Annotated in this window: 12 protein-coding genes; 10 read left to right on the forward strand and 2 right to left on the reverse strand. The window is 63.5% G+C overall.

The annotated features are described in order from the left end of the window. Positions 1-13 precede the first annotated feature (13 nt). Entirely contained in the window at positions 14-2,164 is a 2,151-nt protein-coding gene (locus tag ACSZPK_RS03020) for an adenosylcobalamin-dependent ribonucleoside-diphosphate reductase (protein WP_437879900.1), read from the reverse strand. 211 nt (positions 2,165-2,375) lie between these two features. Here ACSZPK_RS03020 and ACSZPK_RS03025 point away from each other — a divergent pair, with 211 nt between their 5' ends. From ACSZPK_RS03025 to ACSZPK_RS03060, 8 genes are all read left to right on the forward strand, one after another. Next, positions 2,376-2,894: a sigma-70 family RNA polymerase sigma factor gene (locus ACSZPK_RS03025; RefSeq protein ID WP_437879901.1), complete on the forward strand. Its 519-nt coding sequence runs from the start codon at positions 2,376-2,378 to the stop codon at positions 2,892-2,894. Continuing rightward, on the forward strand, positions 2,891-3,817 hold the full coding sequence (locus tag ACSZPK_RS03030; protein ID WP_437879902.1) for a DUF4880 domain-containing protein: 927 nt from the start codon (positions 2,891-2,893) through the stop codon (positions 3,815-3,817). The genes ACSZPK_RS03025 and ACSZPK_RS03030 overlap by 4 nt, the downstream gene beginning before the upstream one ends. 257 nt (positions 3,818-4,074) lie before the next feature. Then, positions 4,075-6,447, forward strand: a complete 2,373-nt coding sequence (locus tag ACSZPK_RS03035; protein ID WP_437879903.1) for a TonB-dependent siderophore receptor — start codon at positions 4,075-4,077, stop codon at positions 6,445-6,447. Between the two features lie 5 nt (positions 6,448-6,452). Next, complete coding sequence (locus tag ACSZPK_RS03040; protein WP_437879904.1) at positions 6,453-7,292, forward strand: alpha/beta hydrolase; 840 nt, start codon at positions 6,453-6,455, stop codon at positions 7,290-7,292. A gap of 512 nt (positions 7,293-7,804) precedes the next feature. Next, the gene (locus ACSZPK_RS03045) at positions 7,805-8,569 is read left to right on the forward strand and encodes an SDR family NAD(P)-dependent oxidoreductase (RefSeq protein WP_437879905.1); all 765 of its coding nucleotides are present in this window, start codon (positions 7,805-7,807) and stop codon (positions 8,567-8,569) included. A 115-nt stretch (positions 8,570-8,684) separates the two neighbouring features. Continuing rightward, the gene (gene eutH, locus ACSZPK_RS03050) at positions 8,685-9,917 is read left to right on the forward strand and encodes an ethanolamine utilization protein EutH (protein WP_437879906.1); all 1,233 of its coding nucleotides are present in this window, start codon (positions 8,685-8,687) and stop codon (positions 9,915-9,917) included. A 139-nt stretch (positions 9,918-10,056) separates the two neighbouring features. Beyond that, on the forward strand, positions 10,057-10,860 hold the full coding sequence (locus ACSZPK_RS03055) for a helix-turn-helix transcriptional regulator (protein ID WP_437879907.1): 804 nt from the start codon (positions 10,057-10,059) through the stop codon (positions 10,858-10,860). Between the two features lie 52 nt (positions 10,861-10,912). Further along, entirely contained in the window at positions 10,913-11,923 is a 1,011-nt protein-coding gene (locus ACSZPK_RS03060; RefSeq protein WP_437879908.1) for a GlxA family transcriptional regulator, read from the forward strand. Between the two features lie 67 nt (positions 11,924-11,990). Here the strand turns inward: ACSZPK_RS03060 and ACSZPK_RS03065 are convergent, their stop codons facing one another. Beyond that, positions 11,991-13,814, reverse strand: coding sequence for an NAD(P)-binding domain-containing protein (locus tag ACSZPK_RS03065; RefSeq protein ID WP_437879909.1), 1,824 nt, complete (start codon positions 13,812-13,814; stop codon positions 11,991-11,993). A gap of 236 nt (positions 13,815-14,050) precedes the next feature. Between ACSZPK_RS03065 and ACSZPK_RS03070 the strand changes: the two genes are divergently transcribed. Both ACSZPK_RS03070 and ACSZPK_RS03075 read left to right on the forward strand, forming a co-directional pair. Further along, positions 14,051-15,940: a sigma-54-dependent Fis family transcriptional regulator gene (locus tag ACSZPK_RS03070; protein ID WP_437879910.1), complete on the forward strand. Its 1,890-nt coding sequence runs from the start codon at positions 14,051-14,053 to the stop codon at positions 15,938-15,940. Between the two features lie 795 nt (positions 15,941-16,735). Then, positions 16,736-18,622, forward strand: coding sequence for a PhoX family protein (locus ACSZPK_RS03075; RefSeq protein ID WP_437879911.1), 1,887 nt, complete (start codon positions 16,736-16,738; stop codon positions 18,620-18,622). Positions 18,623-18,643: the final 21 nt, after the last annotated feature.

Genomic DNA, 18,643 nt, shown 5'->3' on the forward strand with positions numbered 1-18,643 from the left:
GGGTAGCGGCTCCTCAATACTTGCCGTAGTAGCCTTCTTTGAGCGCATCGAACAGGTTGGCGGCGGTGTTCACTTCACCGTCGTATTCCACCTGCTCGTTGCCCTTGAGTTCGACGGTGCTGCCGTCTTCCAGCTCGAAGCGGTACAGGGTGTTTTCCAGGTCCTTGTCCTTGACCAGCACGCCCTGGAAGGCGGCCGGGTTGAAGCGGAACGTGGTACAGCCCTTGAGCCCCTGCTTCCAGGCGTAGAGGTAGATGTCCTTGAACGACTCGAAGGCGTAGTCGGTGGGCACGTTGGCGGTCTTGGAGATGGACGAGTCGACCCACTTCTGCGCGGCGGCCTGCACATCGACGTGTTCGGTGGGGCTGATGTCGTCGGCGGCGACGAAGTAGGCCGGCAGCTTGCGGCTGGCTTCTTCCGCGTAGGGCATGGCTTCGGCGTTGACCAGGGTGCGGTAGGCGAGCAGTTCGAAGCTGTACACCTCGACCTTCTCCTTGGCCTTGCGCCCGGCGCGGATGACATTGCGCGAGTAGTGGTGGGCGAAGCTCGGCTCGATGCCGTTGGAGGCGTTGTTGGCCAGGCTCAGGCTGATGGTGCCAGTGGGCGCGATGGAGCTGTGATGGGTGAAGCGCGCGCCGTGCTCGGCCAGTGCCTCGACCAGTTCCGGCGCGTACTCGGCGATCTTCTGCATGTAGCGCGAGTATTTCGCGTGGAGGATACGGCCGGGAATGCGATCACCGACCGTGTAGCCGTCGCTGCTCATTTCCGGACGCTTGCGCAGCATCTCGGCGGTGACCTCGTAGTCTTCGCTCAGGACTGGCGCCGGGCCTTTTTCCCTGGACAGTTCCAGGGCTTCTTCCCAGCCGACCAGGGCCATTTCCCGTGCGACTTCCTCGGTGAACACGCAGGCTTCCGGGCTGCCGTAGCGCATCTTCAGCAGGGTCAGGGTCGAGCCCAGGCCGAGGAAGCCCATGCCGTGGCGGCGCTTGCTCTCGATTTCCTGGCGCTGCTGGGGCAAGGGCAGGCCGTTGATTTCGACGACGTTGTCCAGCATGCGGGTGAAGATGCGTACCACGCGGCGGAAACGCTCCCAGTCGAAGCGGGCGTCCGCGCCGAACGGGTCGATGACGAAGCCGGTCAGGTTGACCGAGCCGAGCAGGCACGAGCCATAGGGCGGCAGGGGCTGTTCGCCGCACGGGTTGGTCGCGCGGATGTGCTCGCACCACCAGTTGTTGTTCAGCTCGTTGACCCGGTCGATGAGGATGAAGCCGGGTTCGGCGAAGTCGTAGGTGGAGACCATGATCATGTCCCACAGGTGGCGGGCGCGCAGGCTGCCGTAGACCTTGCAGGCGACCAGGCCGTCCTCGCGGACGATGTAGTCGTCGTGCACCGGCCATTCGCGCCAGCGCACCTGTGTTTCATCGCTCAGGTCCAGCTCATCGACTTCCTTGGCGTGCACCGGGAACAGCAGGGTCCAGTCTTCATCGGCCTCGACGGCGTGCATGAAGGCGTCGGTGATCAGCAGGCTGAGGTTGAACTGGCGCAGGCGGCCGTCCTCGCGCTTGGCGCGGATGAACTCACGCACGTCCGGATGGACCACATCGAAGGTGCCCATCTGCGCGCCACGGCGGCCGCCGGCGGAGCTGACGGTGAAGCACATCTTGTCGAACACATCCATGAACGACAGCGGGCCGCTGGTGTGTGCGCCAGCGCCGGAGACGAACGAGCCGCGCGGACGCAGGGTGGAGAACTCGTAGCCGATGCCGCAGCCGGCTTTCAGGGTCAGGCCGGCTTCGTGGACCTTGCCGAGGATGTCATCCATGGAGTCGTGGATGTTGCCGGAGACCGTGCAGTTGATGGTCGAGGTCGCCGGCTTGTAGGCCAGGGCACCGGCGTTGGAGATGATGCGACCCGCGGGAATGGCACCGTTGCGCAGTGCCCAGAGAAATTGCTCGTGCCAATGTTCGCGCTTGTCTGCGCTTTCGACGTTGGCCAGCGCCTGGGCCACGCGGCGCCAGGTCGCATCCACGTCGGCATCCACTGGCGTGCCGTCCTTCGCGGTGAGCCGGTATTTCTGTGCCCAGATATCTTCCGATGCAGGCTGTAGCGGGATCGTGGCGGTACGCGGCGTTTCTTCGACGAGGATTTCTTCTGGCTTGCCCATGGTCGGCCTGGTCTCCTGCTTGGATGGCTGAGTTGGGAATAATACTCATTTAATGAGGTGGGTGTCTGATCTGTATCAGCCTTTGATCGGCGATACGCTGGTCGACTGGCACCGGCAAAAAGGTTGAAATGGGAATGGTTCGCGATTAATGTGCGCGCGTTCGCCATGCTCGTTCATGGCCCTTTCTGCGCTTGTTGGCCCAGGGTCTGCCATGTCGCTACCTGAAACGGATTCGATCATTCCTCTCGATGTGCTGTACGGAACCCACCACGGCTGGCTGCAGGGCTGGCTGAGGCGTTCGGTCGGCTGTTCGCAGCAGGCAGCGGATCTGGCTCAGGATACCTTCGTGCGCCTGCTGGTGCGTGGCAAGCCGATCAGTGACCAGGCGCCCCGTGCCTTGCTGGCGCGGGTTGCCCGTGGCCTGGTGATCGACCATTGGCGACGCGATGCGCTGGAGCGCGCCTACCTGGAAGCGCTGGCGCAGTTGCCCGAGTCCAGTCATCCCTCGCCGGAGGCGCGGCATGAAGCGCTGCAGGGCCTGGAGCGCATCGCACAATTGCTCGATGGCCTCAAGCCAGCGATCCGCGAAGCATTCCTGCTGTACCAGCTCGGTGGCTTGAACCATGCCCAGGTTGCCGCGCGGCTGGGCGTTTCCAGCCGTACCGTCGAGCGGCACGTGGCCGGTGCTCTGCTGCACTGCTATCGCGCCTGTTTCGAGCCCGGCCTGTGAGCAGCGCCGAACGCTTGCCGGAATCCATCGTCTGCAGCGCCATCGAGTGGCAGATGCGCCTGCGTGCCCATGCGGGCAGCCCCGAGCTGCAGCGCCAGTTGCAGGACTGGTTGTATCAGGACCGCCGGCACCAACTGGCCTGGCAACGCCTGCAGCAGATGGGCGGGCTGTTCCAGTCGAGCCAATTGCCGGATGCGGCCCAGACCATTCCGTTGTTACAGCGGGCCGAGGCTGACCTGGGGCGGCGGCGTACCCTCAAGCTGCTGGGACTCGGTCTCGCCGCCGGCAGCGCCACGCTGTTGGCGACGCAGACACCGCCGGCCTGGCACGCCGATTTTTCCACGGCCACCGGCGAGCGGCGGCGGGTCGGTCTGGTCGCTGGCGCAGAGGTAGTGCTCAACACCGGTAGCGCCATGGATGTGCAAGGCGACTGGCTGTTGCTGCGTACGGGCGAGGCGTTGGTTGAAGGCCAGGCCTGGCAGGTGCGCTGCCGCTTTGCCGAGTGCCGGGGGCGCGATGCGCGGGTGGTGCTGCGCGAACGCGATAACGCCAGTGAAATCCGTGTCGAGCGTGGCGAGGTAGTGGTTTCCACCTCGGGTGGGGAGCGGCGCCTGCTGGCTGGTGACGGTGTGAGTGCAGCGCCGAGTGGGTTGAGCGTACTCGGCAAGGGGCCACTCGATCCTTTTGCCTGGAGCCGTGGCTTGCTGGTGGTCAGCGACATCCGCCTGGCGGATTTTCTTGTCGAGGCGGGGCGCTATCGCCGTGGCTGGCTGGGGTGCGATTCAGCGGTGGCCGATCTGCATCTGTCTGGCGTTTTCCGCCTGGACGAGCCTGGGATGATGCTGGACAACATCACTCATCTGCTGCCGGTGCAGATCATCGAGCACACGCGCTGGTGGGTGAGGGTGGTGCCGGTGGCGTGAAGGAGGGGCTGCTTCGAGGCAGGAGCGGACACCGAGATTACTTACCGTCACTCCCGCGCAGGCGGGAGCCCAAATAAAAAGGGCGCTTCTGGGCTCCCGCCTGCGCGGGAGTGACGGCTAAACACACCGAGTAATGAGGTCCGCCCCTGCCTCGCAACAGCCACTCCCCTGACTCGTTCATTCACCGACAAAAATAATCTGTCGGACTTTCTCGGCTCATCCGGTTTGGGATGATCACTCCCTCAATGGATACCGACATGCGCGCCAGCCGATCCCTGCCGTTCCCGCTTCAGCCCCGTACTCTTTCAGGCGCCATCTGCCTGGCATTGGCCTTGAGTGGCGGGGTCGCGGGCCTGTCGATGCAGGCCGCCCAGGCCGCCGTCGAGCAACGTGCGCCGAGCGTGCCGGCCGGCTCACTGGAGCTGGCGCTGAGCACCTTTGCCGAGCGTGCCGGGATCACCCTGTCCTATTCGCCCGAGGTGGTGCGCGGCCTGAACAGCCCAGGCCTGGCAGGGGGCGGTTCGCTGGAGGAGGGCCTGGCGAAACTGCTGAGCGGCAGTGGCCTGGTCGCGCAGAAGACCTCGTCCGGCTACGTGGTCTTGCCGGGAAAGACTGACGCCAGCCTGCAACTCGATGCCACCAGCATCGATGCCAAGGCGAGCCAGACCGCTTTCGCTCCGGTCGAGGGCTACTTCGCCAGCAACGCCAGCAGCGCGACCAAGAGCGACAAGCCGCTGCTGGAGACCGCGCAGAGCGTCAGCGTGGTGACCGCCGAGCAGATCGCCGACCGCAAGGTCAATCGGGTCGAGGACGCGGTTGCCTATACGGCAGGCGTGCGCACCGGCAGTTCCGGGCTGGACCCGCGTTTCGACAACATCAGCGTGCGCGGCTTCGACACCACCATGAGCGCAGACTTTCTCGATGGTCTGCGGCAGCCCTATAACGGCTGGTTGTCCATCTATGGCACCGAGGCCTATGCCTTGGAGCGTATCGAGATACTGAAGGGACCCGCTTCGGTTCTCTACGGACAGATCAGCCCGGGCGGCATGGTCAACCGGGTGAGCAAACGCCCGAGCCTGCAGGCGAAGAACGAAGTCGAAGTGCAAGCCGGTAACAACAACCATCAGCAGGCTCAGTTCGATGTCGGTGGAAAACTGGACGAGGAAGGCAATGTCCTGTTCCGGACCGTGGGTATCTATCGCGATGCCGAAAACTATATCGAACAGTTGAACAACGATGTGCGCATGCTGGCACCGTCGCTGAGCTGGCAGATCGATCCAGACACGAGCCTGACCGTGCTGGCGCAGTACCAGGAACGTCAGACCGCAGCATCGCCAATGCTGTATCAGGATGGTGACTACCTCACGGATTTCTGGCAGGGCGACGAGTATTTCGACAAGTTGCAGCAGCGCCAGTGGACCCTGGGCTACGAGTTCGAACACGCGTTCAACGACACCTTCAGCCTGCAGCAGAACCTGCGTTACGGCCAACTGGACACGACCAACCAATACCTGCAGCCCGACGGCACGATCACCGATGGCGTCATGGATCGTTATGCGGTGGGTGTCTACGAGGAAATGGAATCCGTGACTGCCGATACCCGTCTGGTCAGCCGTTTCTCTACCGGGAACCTGCAGCACACCCTGCTCAGCGGTTTCGACTACGCCTGGTACGACAGCTCGGTGCTGTACGCCTGGGGGCCGGCACCTTCCATCGACATGAACGCACCGGACTACCACCAGTCGGTCAGCCGGCCGACCGATCCGCTGGCCGATACCGATAGCCTCAGCCAGCGCACCGGCCTGTATCTGCAGGATCAGATCGAACTCGACCGCTGGCGCCTGTCCGCAGGTGTGCGCCATGACCGGGTCAAGGTTCGCAACAATGACAACCTGACGGACAGCAACAGCAAGACCAGCGACTCCGCGACGACCTTCCAGATCGGTGCGCTGTACCTGTTCGATAGCGGCTTTGCCCCGTACGCCAGCTACGCCGAATCGTTCCTGCCGCAAAGCGGGACCGACGCCAGCGGCTCCGCATTCGAGCCAACGGAAGGCAAGCAGTACGAAGTGGGCCTCAAGTATCAACCGCCTGGTGCCAATGCGATGTTCACGGCTTCGCTGTACCACCTCACGCAGGAGAACGTGGTAACGCGCGATCCAGTCGATCCGCTCAACAGCGTGCAGACCGGTGAGCAGGTATCCCGTGGCCTGGAATTGGAAGCGGTCGCCGACCTGACCGAGCGCCTGCACATGACCGCCAGCTACAGCTACAACGACCCGGAAGTGACCAAGAGCAACGACGGCAATGAAGGCAAGGACCCACGTGACGTACCGCGCCACCTGGCCTCCCTGTGGCTGGACTACCAACTGCCGTTCGGCCTGGGCTTCGGTGCCGGCGCCCGCTACACCGGCAGTGTCTACGGCGACGACCTGAACACGGTCAAGAACGATGATTACACCTTGATCGATGCCGCCGTGCATTACGACTTCGGCGGTGGCCTGGATGGCGTGCGCCTGGCCGTCAATGCGCGCAACCTGACCGACAAGCAATACATCAACTGCCAGGCGGGTTATTGCTACCGCGGCGAAGCGCGCAGCGTGGTCACCAGCCTGAGCTACAGCTGGTGACGGCCATGGGCGGGCTGCGCGCATTGCTGGCCGTCGTGCTGGTACTGGGCGGCGTTTGCGCCGCCCAGGCCGAGCCGGTAACGCTCGACGGCACCGAACAATGGACGATGAAAAGCGCCGAGGGCCGCGAATACCGGATCATGGTCAGCCTGCCGGAGGGCGACGTGCCCTACACCGGCGGCTACCCGGTGATCTACCTGCTCGATGCCAACGCTTACTTCCCGGCATTCCATGCCGCCAAGCGCGCCCAGGATCGCCTCAAGGGCGCGATCCTGGTCGGCATCGGCTACCCGAGCGACACGCCGCTGGATTTCGAGCGGCGCGCCTTCGACCTGTCGCCGCCGCAACCGCCCGAGCGCAACACGCCGGCGCAAGGTGGGCAGGAGCTGTTCCTCGACTTCATCGAGAAACGCCTGATGCCCGAGGTCAACGCGCGCTTCAAGGTCGACCAGGACCAGCGCAGCCTGGTCGGGCATTCCTTTGGCGGCATGTTCGGTGTCTACACGCTGTTCACCCGACCGGCGCTGTTCCAGCACGTGATCGCGGTGAGCCCAAGCCTGTGGTGGCATGATCGCTACCTGATGGCGCCTGAGCGTGCCTTCACCCAGCGGGCGCATGCCGGCAAGCTGGACCTGACCCACAGCAGCCTGACCCTGTTGATCGGCGATCGCGAGATGCCCCAGGAAATCCAGGATGCCCGTTCGCTGCAACTGCGCCTGGAAAACCTCTCGCAGTACGGTTTGCGCAGCGATTTCCAGCTCGAAGCGGGCGAGGACCACATGTCCGTGCCGTTCCGTGTTCCGACCCGGATTCTGGACGAGCTGCTCAGTACGCGACGTTTCTGACGCTGGACGAACCTGGCGGGCGTTCTGCCCGCCAGGTCCGGGCGGGAAATTGATCGATCCTCTCTACAGCCCATCCTGCCTGGCCTGGATAGGCTTATGCACAGGTTTTGCGAGGCGTTATCCAGGCTGTTTGTGCATAACACCAGTGCATCGATGCTCTTTTGTTCGCTTCGCTGCAACGCACAGGCGGCAAGGGCTTGAGCGAAGGCCTACCAGGATATCCACAGGATGATCCACGGTAATTGTGGATGACGTTTTTCCTTCATGTGCGACACATCTGCGGCTCGAGACCTTCGCGCGCGCAGGCGAACGGCGGTGAGCGATGCCCAGAGAAATCGCAGGCGCGATGCTTCCCAAGCCTGCTTGTGAACCGCCCAATTTCGATTTAAATCATTTAAAAAACAACAAGTTAAACAATCATATATCGCTCGGTATATGGACACCCGATCCGCTCACGCCCTAGCGTGCTCCCCCGAAACCTTCACTTACATTTACAACAGAGGGGACTGCAAATGGGTCGACTATCGGGCAAGGTGGCGCTGATCACAGGGGGGGCGGGCGGCTGTGGCCTGGCGGCTTCCGAGCTGTTCGCCAAAGAGGGCGCGCAGGTCGCCATCCTCGACTTGCCGAACAGCCAGGGCGAAGCGCTGGCGGCCAGGATCAACGAAGAGGGCGGTACGGCCATGTTCGTCGCCGCCGACGTGTCCAACGCCGAACAGGTCAACCGCGCGGTGCGCCAGGCCGAGGAGCGTTTCGGCGCGATCACCGTGTTGCTCAACCATGCCGGCACCATCCATGCCGGGCCGTTCCTGGAGACCAGCGAAGGCGAGTGGGACCGGCTGATGGGCATCAACGTCAAGGGCATGTTCCTGGTGACCAAGGCGGTGTTGCCGAAGATGATCGAGGCCGGTGGCGGCAGCATCGTCTGCACCTCGTCGATCTCCGCCGTGGTCGGCACGCCGATGGAAGTCCTGTACTGCACCACCAAGGGCGCTTGCCACATGTTCGCCCGCGGTATCGCCGTGGAGTACCGCGACCAGAACATTCGCAGCAACGCGGTGTGTCCGGGCTTCATCGGCACCGCTCATGGCCAGCGGGAAATCGAGCTGCTCAGTGGCCTGGGCGTCGATGTGTCCAGCGAAAGCATCGCCGCCATGCAAGGGCGCCTGTGCGATCCGAAGGAAGTGGCCGCCGCCGCCTTGTTCCTCGCCAGCGATGAAGCGAGCTTCGTCAACGGTACCCATCTGTTCGTGGATAACGCCTACACCGCCATCTGAAGCGCAGGACGGCCTGGCCGTCCATGACCCTAAAAAGTTATCCACAAGAACGAATAAAGCAACACGCACTTTCAATTCTGCCAAACCACAACTCTTACAAAATGAGAGGCAGCAAATGGAAAACATCGGCACTTATGTCGTTTACGTAATCATGGTGTGCGCGGTCATCGGTGCCGTGGCGTCCATCTACGATGCGGAATCCGAACTCGGCAAGGAGTTCACCGCCGGCCTGCACAGCATTGGCCCAATCTTCATTCCCGTCGCCGGGATCATGGCGTCGATTCCCTTCATTTCCAGTTTCATCAGCCAGTTCATCGGCCCGGTCTTCCAGGCCATGGGCGCCGATCCAGGCATCGCCGGGGCGATCTTCATCGCCTCTGACCTGGGCAGCTACCAATTGGCCCACCAACTGGCGCAGAGCCCGGAAGGCTGGATTCTCGGCCTGATCACCGGCTTCCAGTCCGGCTCGACGGTGATCTTCGTCATCCCGGTAGGCCTGGCGATGCTGGCCAAGGTCGATCACAAGTACATGGCCCTGGGCATCATGGCTGGCCTGCTGAGCATTCCGGTGAGCATCGTGGTCATCGCCCTGCTCATGCAGGGGCTCGGCATCAATGTGCGGCCGGACATCGCCACCAGTGGCGAGGCGACCCAGGCGCTGCATTTCACCCTGCCGCTGCTGATCCGGAACCTGATGCCGCTGATCCTGTTCTGCATCGCCCTGGCCGCCGCCCTGCGCTACCTGCCGAACCTGATGGTCTACCTGTTCCTCAAGCTCGGCCAACTGATGTACGCGGCGGTGACCCTGGTGCTGGTGGCTTCGGTGGTGGAGTACTTCACCCAGTTCTTCACTCATGTGTTCGGTGGCTGGGGCTTCGCGCCGATCATCGCCGATGCCGAGGACCAGTTCCGCGCCCTGGAGATCGCCGGCTACGTCGGCATCATGCTCTGCGGCGCGTTCCCGATGGTCTGGCTGATCAAGCGCTACCTGTCCAAGCCGATCGAAAAGGTCGCCGCGCTGATGGGCCTGTCGGCCAGCGGCGCGGCAGGCATGCTCGCCGGTTCGGCCAACGTGCTGGCGCTGTTCCGCCTGATCGGCGAGATGCCGCCGAAGGACAAGGTGCTGGTCATCGCCTTCGCCGTCTGCGCCGCCTTCACCTTCGGCGATCACATGGCCTACTCGGCCAACTTCCAGCCGTCGATCATCCTGCCGCTGATCATCGGCAAGCTCGGCGGGGGCCTGCTGGGCATGCTGCTGGCGTACTGGCTGGCGGTGCCCAAGGCGCTGGAGCTGGGGCGCAAGGATGAGGCCGAGGGTAACTTCAAGGCCACGCCTGAACTGTCCTGACGCTGAGTAGATGCAGATCGTGCTCCGGGATGCCGATGACGTTCCGGAGCATGCGCGTTCATGGCGCTGTGGATATCCTGAACGTGCAGCGCAACGCTGCCATACACTCAGCCCCTGATCGAGAGCCATTGGCGAGCCCATGAAAGCCGAGGACGCGAAACACATCTCCAGTATCATCGATGCGATTGGTTCCGAGCGGATCGGCACGGCGATCGATGCGTTGCTGAGGCGCCGGCTCGACTTCGACATGAGCTGCGTCTATCTGTTTCGCTTCAACCACAATGCTCTGCTGGTGCATAACGGCTACAACAGGTCGGTGTCGGAGAAGACCCTGAACGCCTACATCCGTGGCGGCTACCTGCTCGACCCGTTCTACGTGGCCTGCATCAACCAGCACCCGGCGGGCCTGTGGCGGATGAGCGAGCTGGCGCCGGACAGCTTCTACTCGTCGGGGTTTTCCATCTCGCGGGATATCCACCCGTGCGTGTCTTCCGAGCACGGCACACTGATCGAGGAGGTTGGCTTCATCATCCCCATCCAGCCCCAGGTCGCCATCGTCCATTCGTTGATGCGCAACCTGGACAGCGGTGCGTTCCAGGAGTGGGAACTGGATGAACTGCGGGCCTGCGCCCCGGTCTTGAGCTCGGCCTTGGCCCTGCATTGCCGGACCCGCTACGGCGACTGTGAGACGGCCACCGAGGAGGTCGATGTGCGCCTCGAAGACGCGTTCATCGAGATTCTCCAGGGGCAGTTGACCGAGACCCAGCGCTACATTGCCAAGCTGATCCTGCAGGGGCACAGCAATGCGTCGATCGCCAGTGTGCTGAAGATTTCCGAGGGCACGGTGAAGGTGCACAAGCACAACATCTACCAGCGCCTGGACATCTCCAACAACGCCGAGCTTTTTCGCCTGTTCATCAATTACCTGGCCAGGCCTTCCTGATCGACAGGATGGCGCGGCCGGTCGACGACTGGACTCACAGGAGCCCGAAGCAGTGGAAAGACGGTTTTTCAGTGGCGCCATCAAGGGCAAGAACCTGCTCTATCTGAAGGACAGCCAGGCGACGACGGTGCCCACGGCGAATGTCGGCTTCGTCCTGCTCGAGAACTTTTCCCTGCCGGCCTTCACCCAGGCCCTGGATACCCTGGTAACCGCCAACCTGTTGCAGGCCGAGCTGTTCGCCACTCATACGTTCTCGCTGGATGGCGCGGAGGTCGTCAGCGACCTGGGGATCGTCATCCGCCCGGACCGCGACTTGCAGACCACGCCCCTGGAAAGCCTGCAACTGCTGGTCATCTGCGGTGGCTTGCGCACGCCGCTGCGCATGTCGCCAGCGTTGGTCGCGCTGCTGAAAAAAGCCGCCGAACGCGGCATCGCCCTGGCTGGCCTGTGGAACGGCGCCTGGTTTCTCGGCCGCGCGGGTTTGCTGGAGGGCTACCGCTGCGCCATCCATCCCGAGCATCGCCCGGCCCTGGCCGAAGCGGTGAAGAACAGCCAGGTGACCAGCGAGAGCTACATGGTCGACCGTGACCGCTACACCGCCGCCAGCCCCAACGGCGCCTTCTACATGGTGCTCGACTGGATCGGCAACCTGCATGGCAAGGCGCTGGTGGATGGCATCGTCGACATCCTGGCGTTCGAGGCCTCGCGCTTCAAACGCGTCGACCCCAAGCTGCACTTCAAGATGACCGCGCCGCTGCGCGAAGTGGTCAAGCTGATGGAGGCGAACCTGGAGGAGCCGCTGGACCTGGTCCAGCTCTGCACCTACGTGGACCGCTCGCGGCGGCAGATCGAGCGCTTGTTCAGGGACCAGTTGGGCACTTCGCCGCTACGCTATTACTTGGAGCTGCGCCTGACCGAAGGCCGGCGCCTGCTGCAGCATTCGAGCCTGACCATCGTCGAGGTGGCGCTGGCCTGCGGTTTCGTTTCCAGCAGCCATTTCAGCAAGTGCTACGCCTCGTATTTCGGTCACTCGCCGTCGAAGGAGAAGCGCTTGAATAACTGATGGGGCAGCCCGCGTAGGGTGAGGGCTACGCAGCGCGCAGCCCATCCCCCTTGCACAGGTCCCCGCTCTACCCCCGGTGATAACGCTGCGCAAGCTTGTACACCGGCGTTTCCAGCCCCTCGAAACGGGCCTTCAACTGCAACGCCAGGTACAGCGAATAATGCCGCGACTGGTGCAGGTTGCCGCCGTGGAACCACAGGTTGGCTTGTTGGGTCGGCTTCCACATGTTGCGCAGCTCGCCTTCGTACGGCCCCGGGTCCTTGGTGGTGGACGAGCCCAGGCCCCAGCAGCGGCCAACCTTGTCGGCGACTTCCTGGGAAATCAGCTTGGCCGCCCAGCCGTTCATCGAGCCGTAGCCGGTGGCGTAGACGATCAGGTCAGCGGGCAGGCGCGTACCGTCGTTGAGCAGCACGGCATCGTCTTCGATGCGTTCGACACCGAGCCCCGGTGCGCTTTTCAGGCGGATGGTGCCATCGGCGATCAGCTCCGAGGCGCCGACGTCGATGTAGTAGCCGGAACCGCGGCGCACGTACTTCATGAACAGGCCGGAATCGTCGTCGCCGAAGTCGAGCATGAAGCCGGCCTTCTCCAGGCGAGCGTAGAAGTCCTTGTCACGCTCCTTGATCGCCTCGAAAGCCACCTTGTGGAAGCTCGGCATGACCTTGTAGGGAATCGAGGCGAACAGCATGTCGGCCTTGTCGGTGGTCAGGCCCTTGTCCAAGGCATCCTCGGAATAGAGGCCGCCGAACACCAGTTCCATGAGGCTGTCGGAGCGCACGATGTGGGTGCTGGAGCGTTGCACCATGGTCACCTCGGCGCCGTTTTCCACCAGGTCGGCGCAGATGTCGTGGGCCGAGTTGTTCGCCCCGATCACCACCGCGCGCTTGCCGCGCCAGGCGTCGCCACCGGGGTGCTTGCTGGAATGGTGTTGCTGGCCTTTGAAGCTGTCCGCGCCGGGATAGGCGGGCACATTGGGCACGCCGGACATGCCGGTGGCGAGGATCAGTTGGGTCGGCTGCAAGGTCAGGCTCTGGCCATCGCGCCGCACCTGCACGGTCCATTTGCCGGCCTGTTCGTCGAAACGGGCGCTGACGCATTCGGTGCGCGCCCAATAGTTGAGCTCCATGACCTTGCTGTACATCTCCAGCCAGTCGCCGATCTGGTCCTTGGGCGTGAAGATCGGCCAGTGCTCGGGGAAGGGCAGGTAGGGCATGTGGTCGTACCACACCGGGTCATGCAGGCACAGCGATTTGTAGCGGCCGCGCCACTGATCGCCGGGGCGCTCGGCCTTGTCGATGATCAGGGTCGGCACGCCGAGGCGCTTGAGCCGTGCGCCCAGGCCCAGGCCGCCCTGGCCACCGCCGACGATCAAACAATAAGGCTGGGCGGTGATGCCCAGGGATGCTTCTTCGTCGCGGCGGCGCTCCAGCCAGTTGCGCTTGTCGGCGTGGCCGTGGCCATGGTTGGCGCCGAGCGGGCGCCGACGACCGGTAGGTTCCTCGAAGCCCTTGAGCTCGCGCATGGCGGTCAGCAAGGTCCAGCACAGGCCGTCCTTCAGGCGTACATAGCCCTTGCCGCGAGCGGTGGCGGTCTCCAGGCTTATCCAACCTTCCAGCACGCCGTTATCCAGGGTCGCTTCGCCGTCTACCCGCCAGTGCTCGGGGCGGGTCTGTTCGAGACGGGCTTCGAGCATGTCGCGAATGTCCGCCTGGCCTTCCAGGGTCACCAGGTTCCAGCTGAACAGCAGCAGGTCGCGCCAGTAGCAGTCCTCGGCGAACAGCTCAAGGGTGCCAGCCAGGTCGCCTTGGGCAAGGCGTTGGCCAAAGGTTTCGACCCAGGCGGCGAGTTGCGCGGTGGGTGTTTGCAGCGGTGTCTCGATAGCGATGTTCATGGGGCTTCTCCCGATCTTGTTGTTGTGGCGATTGACCTTGAGCAAGGGCCGGGCCAGCTGTGGATAAGCCCGTGGCAGAGGCGTTGCCGGGCAGGTCGGGGGCGCGTTGCCGGCGCTGGTGTCACGAATCTGGAGAGGCGCGGGACAGACTGTCACGCGACGCAATCGAACGCGGCACGGGGGATTTCATCTAAGCTGGGTCAACCGCTCAACGTCCGCTGCGGAGAACAATAACAATGACGTCCGCCCTGATCAGCGCCCATGCGCAACAGGTGCTGCAGGCCGTGCATGGCACGCCCGCTGCCCATGGTCCGACCGCCGACCCGGCGATCACCCGTTCCTGGCGTCGCTGCCTGGACCAGCACCAGCTCGACCCGGCCAGCCGCCGCGCGCCCAACGTGGTCGAACAGCCACGCCTGCAGGACCACCGCGCGCCGCTGGAACACATCATCGACGTGGCGCGCTGGCAGATGAGCAGCCTGCACCGCCAGCTTGGCGGCGACGGCCACGTGGTCCTGCTCACCGACGCCCGTGGCGTGGTCATCGACAGCCTGTTCAACGAGGCCGAGCGGGTCGAGTTCCAGCGTGCCGGGCTATGGCTCGGCGCGGTGTGGAGCGAGGACCATGAAGGCACCAATGGCGTCGGTACCTGCCTGGTCGAACGCCAGCACGTGACCATCCGTCGCGACGAGCATTTCCGTGGCAAGCACGCCGGGCTGACCTGTTCGGCCAGCCCGATCTTCGATCCCAACGGCGAGCTGCTGGCCGTGCTCAACCTGTCCTCGGCACGGGAAGCGCGCACCTTGCAGCAGCGCTTCCAGGCGATGGCACTGACCAACCTGTCGGCCAAGCTGATCGAAAGCTGCTTTTTCCTGCAGCACGACCCGCAGGGCTACCTGCTGCGTTTCCATCCCGAGACCGGTTTCGTGGGGCTGCTGGGCGAAGGCCTGTTGGGCTTCGATGGGGCGGGCCTGATCCGCTCGCTCAATCAGGCCGCGCTCGACCTGCTCGGGCTCAGCCGTGAGCACTTGATCGGCCAGCCGCTGGCGAATCTGCTCGGCGACCCGCTGGAACAGGTGCTTGCCCAGGCCAATCCACAGCCCGGCGTGTGCTGGCCGCTGCGCCTGGCGGATGGCCGGCTGTTCTACGCCCAGCTCCGGGCGCCTGCCCGGACGATCCCCGCGCCAGCCCGGCAGGTCGTCGAGGATGCGCGCATCTGCCTGCAGGACCCGCATCTGCAACGTGGCTTCGCCCGTGCCTTGCGTGTGCTGGAGCGCGACGTACCGGTGTTCCTGCATGGCGAGACCGGCACCGGCAAGGAGGCTTTTGCCGCGGCCCTGCACCGTGCCAGCTCGCGTGCCCGGCAACCGTTCGTGGCGATCAATTGCGCGGCGATTCCCGAAGCGCTGATCGAGAGCGAGCTGTTCGGCTATCGCGGCGGCAGCTTCACCGGCGCGCGCAAGGACGGCATGGTCGGCAAGCTGGAGCAGGCCAATGGCGGCATCCTGTTTCTCGATGAGATCGGCGACATGCCGCTGGCGTTGCAGACCCGCCTGCTGCGAGTGCTGGAAGAGCGCCAGGTGATGCCTCTGGGAGGTGTGGCCGCGCGCCCACTGGACGTGCGCCTGATCAGTGCCAGCCATCAGGACCTGGCGGCCTGTGTGGCCGACGGGCGTTTCCGCGAAGACCTGTTCTATCGCCTGGCTGGTTTCACCGTACACCTGCCGTCCTTGCGCGAGCGCATGGACAAGGACGCGTTGCTCGATCTTCTGCTGCGCGAAGAAGCGCGAGGCGCACAGGTTCGCCTTACCGCCGAGGCCCGCCAGGCGCTGTTGGGCCATCCCTGGCCGGGCAATGTCCGCCAACTGCGGACCTTGCTGCGAACGCTGGTGGCCCTGGCCGACGACGACCCGGTCAGCCTCGCCGAGGTGATCGAGCTTTTGCCGGCCACACCGGCGGTGATCGCCTTGTCCGCCGATCCATTGGCTGCGTCCGAACGCCAGACGCTGCTGGCACTGGTCGAAACCGAACAGTGGCGCATGAGCCGGGTAGCCGAACGCCTGGGGATCAGTCGCAACACCCTCTACCGCAAGTTGCGCCAGCATGGCATTGCCCGTAATCAATAGGGGATGTGGAGCAAAAAATGATCTACAGGCTGGAACCCTTTCAAATAAAGGCCTGTAGAAAAGTATCCACAGGTTTGTCAGTAATTCGTCCCGGCTTTCTGTGGGTAATCAGCCGTATACGAGCGCTTTTTGAACAAATCCCTGAAGACCACGCAGCACGGTGCTTGTAGCCAGGCGCCCCCAACTTGTTAACAGCACCGTCCACGACTTTCGTGGACAGCTGAATGCTTGGCTGGGCCGCACCCGTTCAGATGGTGGCGAGAGGGATGGCGCCTGGATGAATGTTGTACCGAGTTCTGTAAGCCACTGTTGGCGGGGTCTCTGGCAATGTGTCCACAGGCTATTCAGCTGTTTGTCCCAGTCTGCTGTGCAAAACCTCATGGCCTGTGTACGGATTATGAGCAATCGGCTGTAAGGCAGCTATGCCAAGCCCTGCATGGTTCGTTGCACAGGATGTACACGCTGTTGTCCACTCCATTTGTGGAAAGCCACAGCCCCCATCAGGCGTGGTCTGGAGCGGTATCCGGCGAAAAAACAATAAATGCCTGTTCACAGGGAATGCACAATCGCTGCACCGCTTTTCCATAAGATCCTGTGCATAACTATTTCCGTCGATGGTTTTCTGAGCAGATGCCTGTAGGCCGTGCCACGCGTGGCTTGTATTGCGGGCTCCTCAGGTTATGCACAGCATGGTCCACAGAGTCTGTGGGAAACGCATGGTGTAGGGAGCAGTCATCCAATCGTCACACTCATCGCCTAGCGTCCCTGCGCATTAGAAAAAGCAGGAAGACCGTGATGCACCAACCGACTGATCTCGAACGCTTGATCCTTTCCCGCCGTCGCTTCATTGGCGCTGGCGCCCTTACCGGTGCCGTGTTGTTCCTCGGTGGCGGCCTGCTCGGTCGCAGTGCCCTGGCCGAGGCCGTGAGCGCCGCCAGCGGGAGCCCGCTGCTGGGGTTCGCCAATATCGCTGCGTCCGGCGCTGACCAGATCAGCCTGCCGCCGGGCTACTCGTCCAGTGTGCTGATCAGCTGGGGCCAGCCGTTGCATGCGGGCGGGCCGGCGTTCAAGGGCAACGGTGGCAATAGTGCTGCCGAGCAGTTGCAGCAGTTCGGCGACAACAACGACGGCATGAGCTTCTTCCCCTGGCCGGGCGATGCCAATCGGGCGCTGATGGCGATCAACAACGAGTACGTCAACTATCGCTACCTGCTGGCCCACGGCGGCCTGCCGAAATCCGCCGATGATGTGCGCAAGGCGCAGAACGCCGAAGGCGTGACGGTGATCGAAGTGCGCAAGGACAAGGGCGCCTGGCACTTCGTCCAGGGCTCGCCTTACAACCGGCGCATCCATGGCAACCTGCCGATTGAAGTCAGCGGCCCGGCCCGTGGCCACGAACTGCTCAAGACCCAGGCCGATCCGCATGGCGTCGAAGTGCTCGGTACCTTCCAGAACTGCTCGAGTGGCAAGACGCCCTGGGGCACCTACCTGACCTGCGAAGAGAACTTCAGCGACTGCTTTGGCAGCAGTGATGAAAACTTGAAATTCAGCCCGGACCAGAAGCGCTTCAGCGTGGTTCACGCCAGCGTGGAAAACGAGTGGCACCGCTTCGATCCGCGCTTCGACCTGGCGAAGCATCCCCATGAGCTGAACCGTCATGGCTGGATCGTCGAGATCGACCCGTTCGATCCCGGATCGAAGCCGATCAAGCGCACCGCACTGGGCCGCTTCAAGCACGAGAATGCGGCGCTGGCCACCACGCGCGATGGCCGCGCCGTGGTGTACATGGGCGACGATGAACGCGGCGAGTTCATCTACAAGTTCATCAGCCGTGAGCGTATCGATCGGCAGGATGCCAAGGCCAACCGTCATATCCTCGACAACGGCACCTTGTACGTGGCGCGTTTCGATGAGGGCGACAACGACGTCGATCATCCGCGCGGTCGCGGCCAATGGATCGAATTGACGGCGGGAAGGAACGGCCTGACCCCCGAACGCGGTTTCGCTAACCAGGCCGAAGTGGTCATTCGTACCCGCCAGGCGGGCACCCAGGTAGGCGCCACGCGCATGGACCGACCCGAGTGGATCGCCGTCAGCCCACAGGATGGCCAGGTCTATTGCACCCTGACCAACAACAGCAAACGTGGCGAGGACGGCCAGCCGGTAGGCGGGCCAAACCCACGGGCCAATAACCTCTATGGGCAGATCCTGCGCTGGCGCGAACAGGGTGACGATGCCGCTGCACTGGCTTTCGACTGGGACCTGTTCATCGTCGCCGGCAACCCGCTGGTGCACGCCGGCAAGCCCGAGGCCGGCAGCCACGCGATCAACGCCGACAACATGTTCAACAGCCCGGATGGCCTCGGCTTCGATGCCGGTGGCCGTTTGTGGGTGCTCACCGATGGCAAGTACAGCAACAGCGGCGACTACGCCGGCATGGGCAACAACCAGATGCTCTGTGCCGATCCGCGCAGTGGCGAGATTCGCCGCTTCATGGTCGGCCCGGTCGGTTGCGAGGTCACCGGCCTGGCCTTCTCGCCGGATTACACGACGATGTTCGTCGGCATCCAGCATCCTGGAGAAGACGGTGGCTCGACTTTCCCCGACCATGAACCGGGCGTGCATCCGCGCTCTTCGGTGATGGCGATCACGCGGGACGATGGCGGGGTGATCGGGGCGTGAGTCGTTGACCGAGTGGTTCCG

The sequence above is a fragment of the Pseudomonas sp. LRF_L74 genome, assembly GCF_965644255.1.
Taxonomy (GTDB): domain Bacteria; phylum Pseudomonadota; class Gammaproteobacteria; order Pseudomonadales; family Pseudomonadaceae; genus Aquipseudomonas.

Bases quoted from the DNA above. Each gene is read 5' to 3' on its own strand.
- ACSZPK_RS03020 (WP_437879900.1), bottom strand. From the start codon at position 2,164: ATGGGCAAGCCAGAAGAAATCCTCGTCGAAGAAACGCCGCGTACCGCC.
- ACSZPK_RS03025 (WP_437879901.1), top strand. From the start codon at position 2,376: ATGTCGCTACCTGAAACGGATTCGATCATTCCTCTCGATGTGCTGTAC.
- ACSZPK_RS03035 (WP_437879903.1), top strand. From the start codon at position 4,075: ATGCGCGCCAGCCGATCCCTGCCGTTCCCGCTTCAGCCCCGTACTCTT.
- ACSZPK_RS03040 (WP_437879904.1), top strand. From the start codon at position 6,453: ATGGGCGGGCTGCGCGCATTGCTGGCCGTCGTGCTGGTACTGGGCGGC.
- ACSZPK_RS03045 (WP_437879905.1), top strand. From the start codon at position 7,805: ATGGGTCGACTATCGGGCAAGGTGGCGCTGATCACAGGGGGGGCGGGC.
- eutH (WP_437879906.1), top strand. From the start codon at position 8,685: ATGGAAAACATCGGCACTTATGTCGTTTACGTAATCATGGTGTGCGCG.
- ACSZPK_RS03055 (WP_437879907.1), top strand. From the start codon at position 10,057: ATGAAAGCCGAGGACGCGAAACACATCTCCAGTATCATCGATGCGATT.
- ACSZPK_RS03065 (WP_437879909.1), bottom strand. From the start codon at position 13,814: ATGAACATCGCTATCGAGACACCGCTGCAAACACCCACCGCGCAACTC.
- ACSZPK_RS03070 (WP_437879910.1), top strand. From the start codon at position 14,051: ATGACGTCCGCCCTGATCAGCGCCCATGCGCAACAGGTGCTGCAGGCC.
- ACSZPK_RS03075 (WP_437879911.1), top strand. From the start codon at position 16,736: ATGCACCAACCGACTGATCTCGAACGCTTGATCCTTTCCCGCCGTCGC.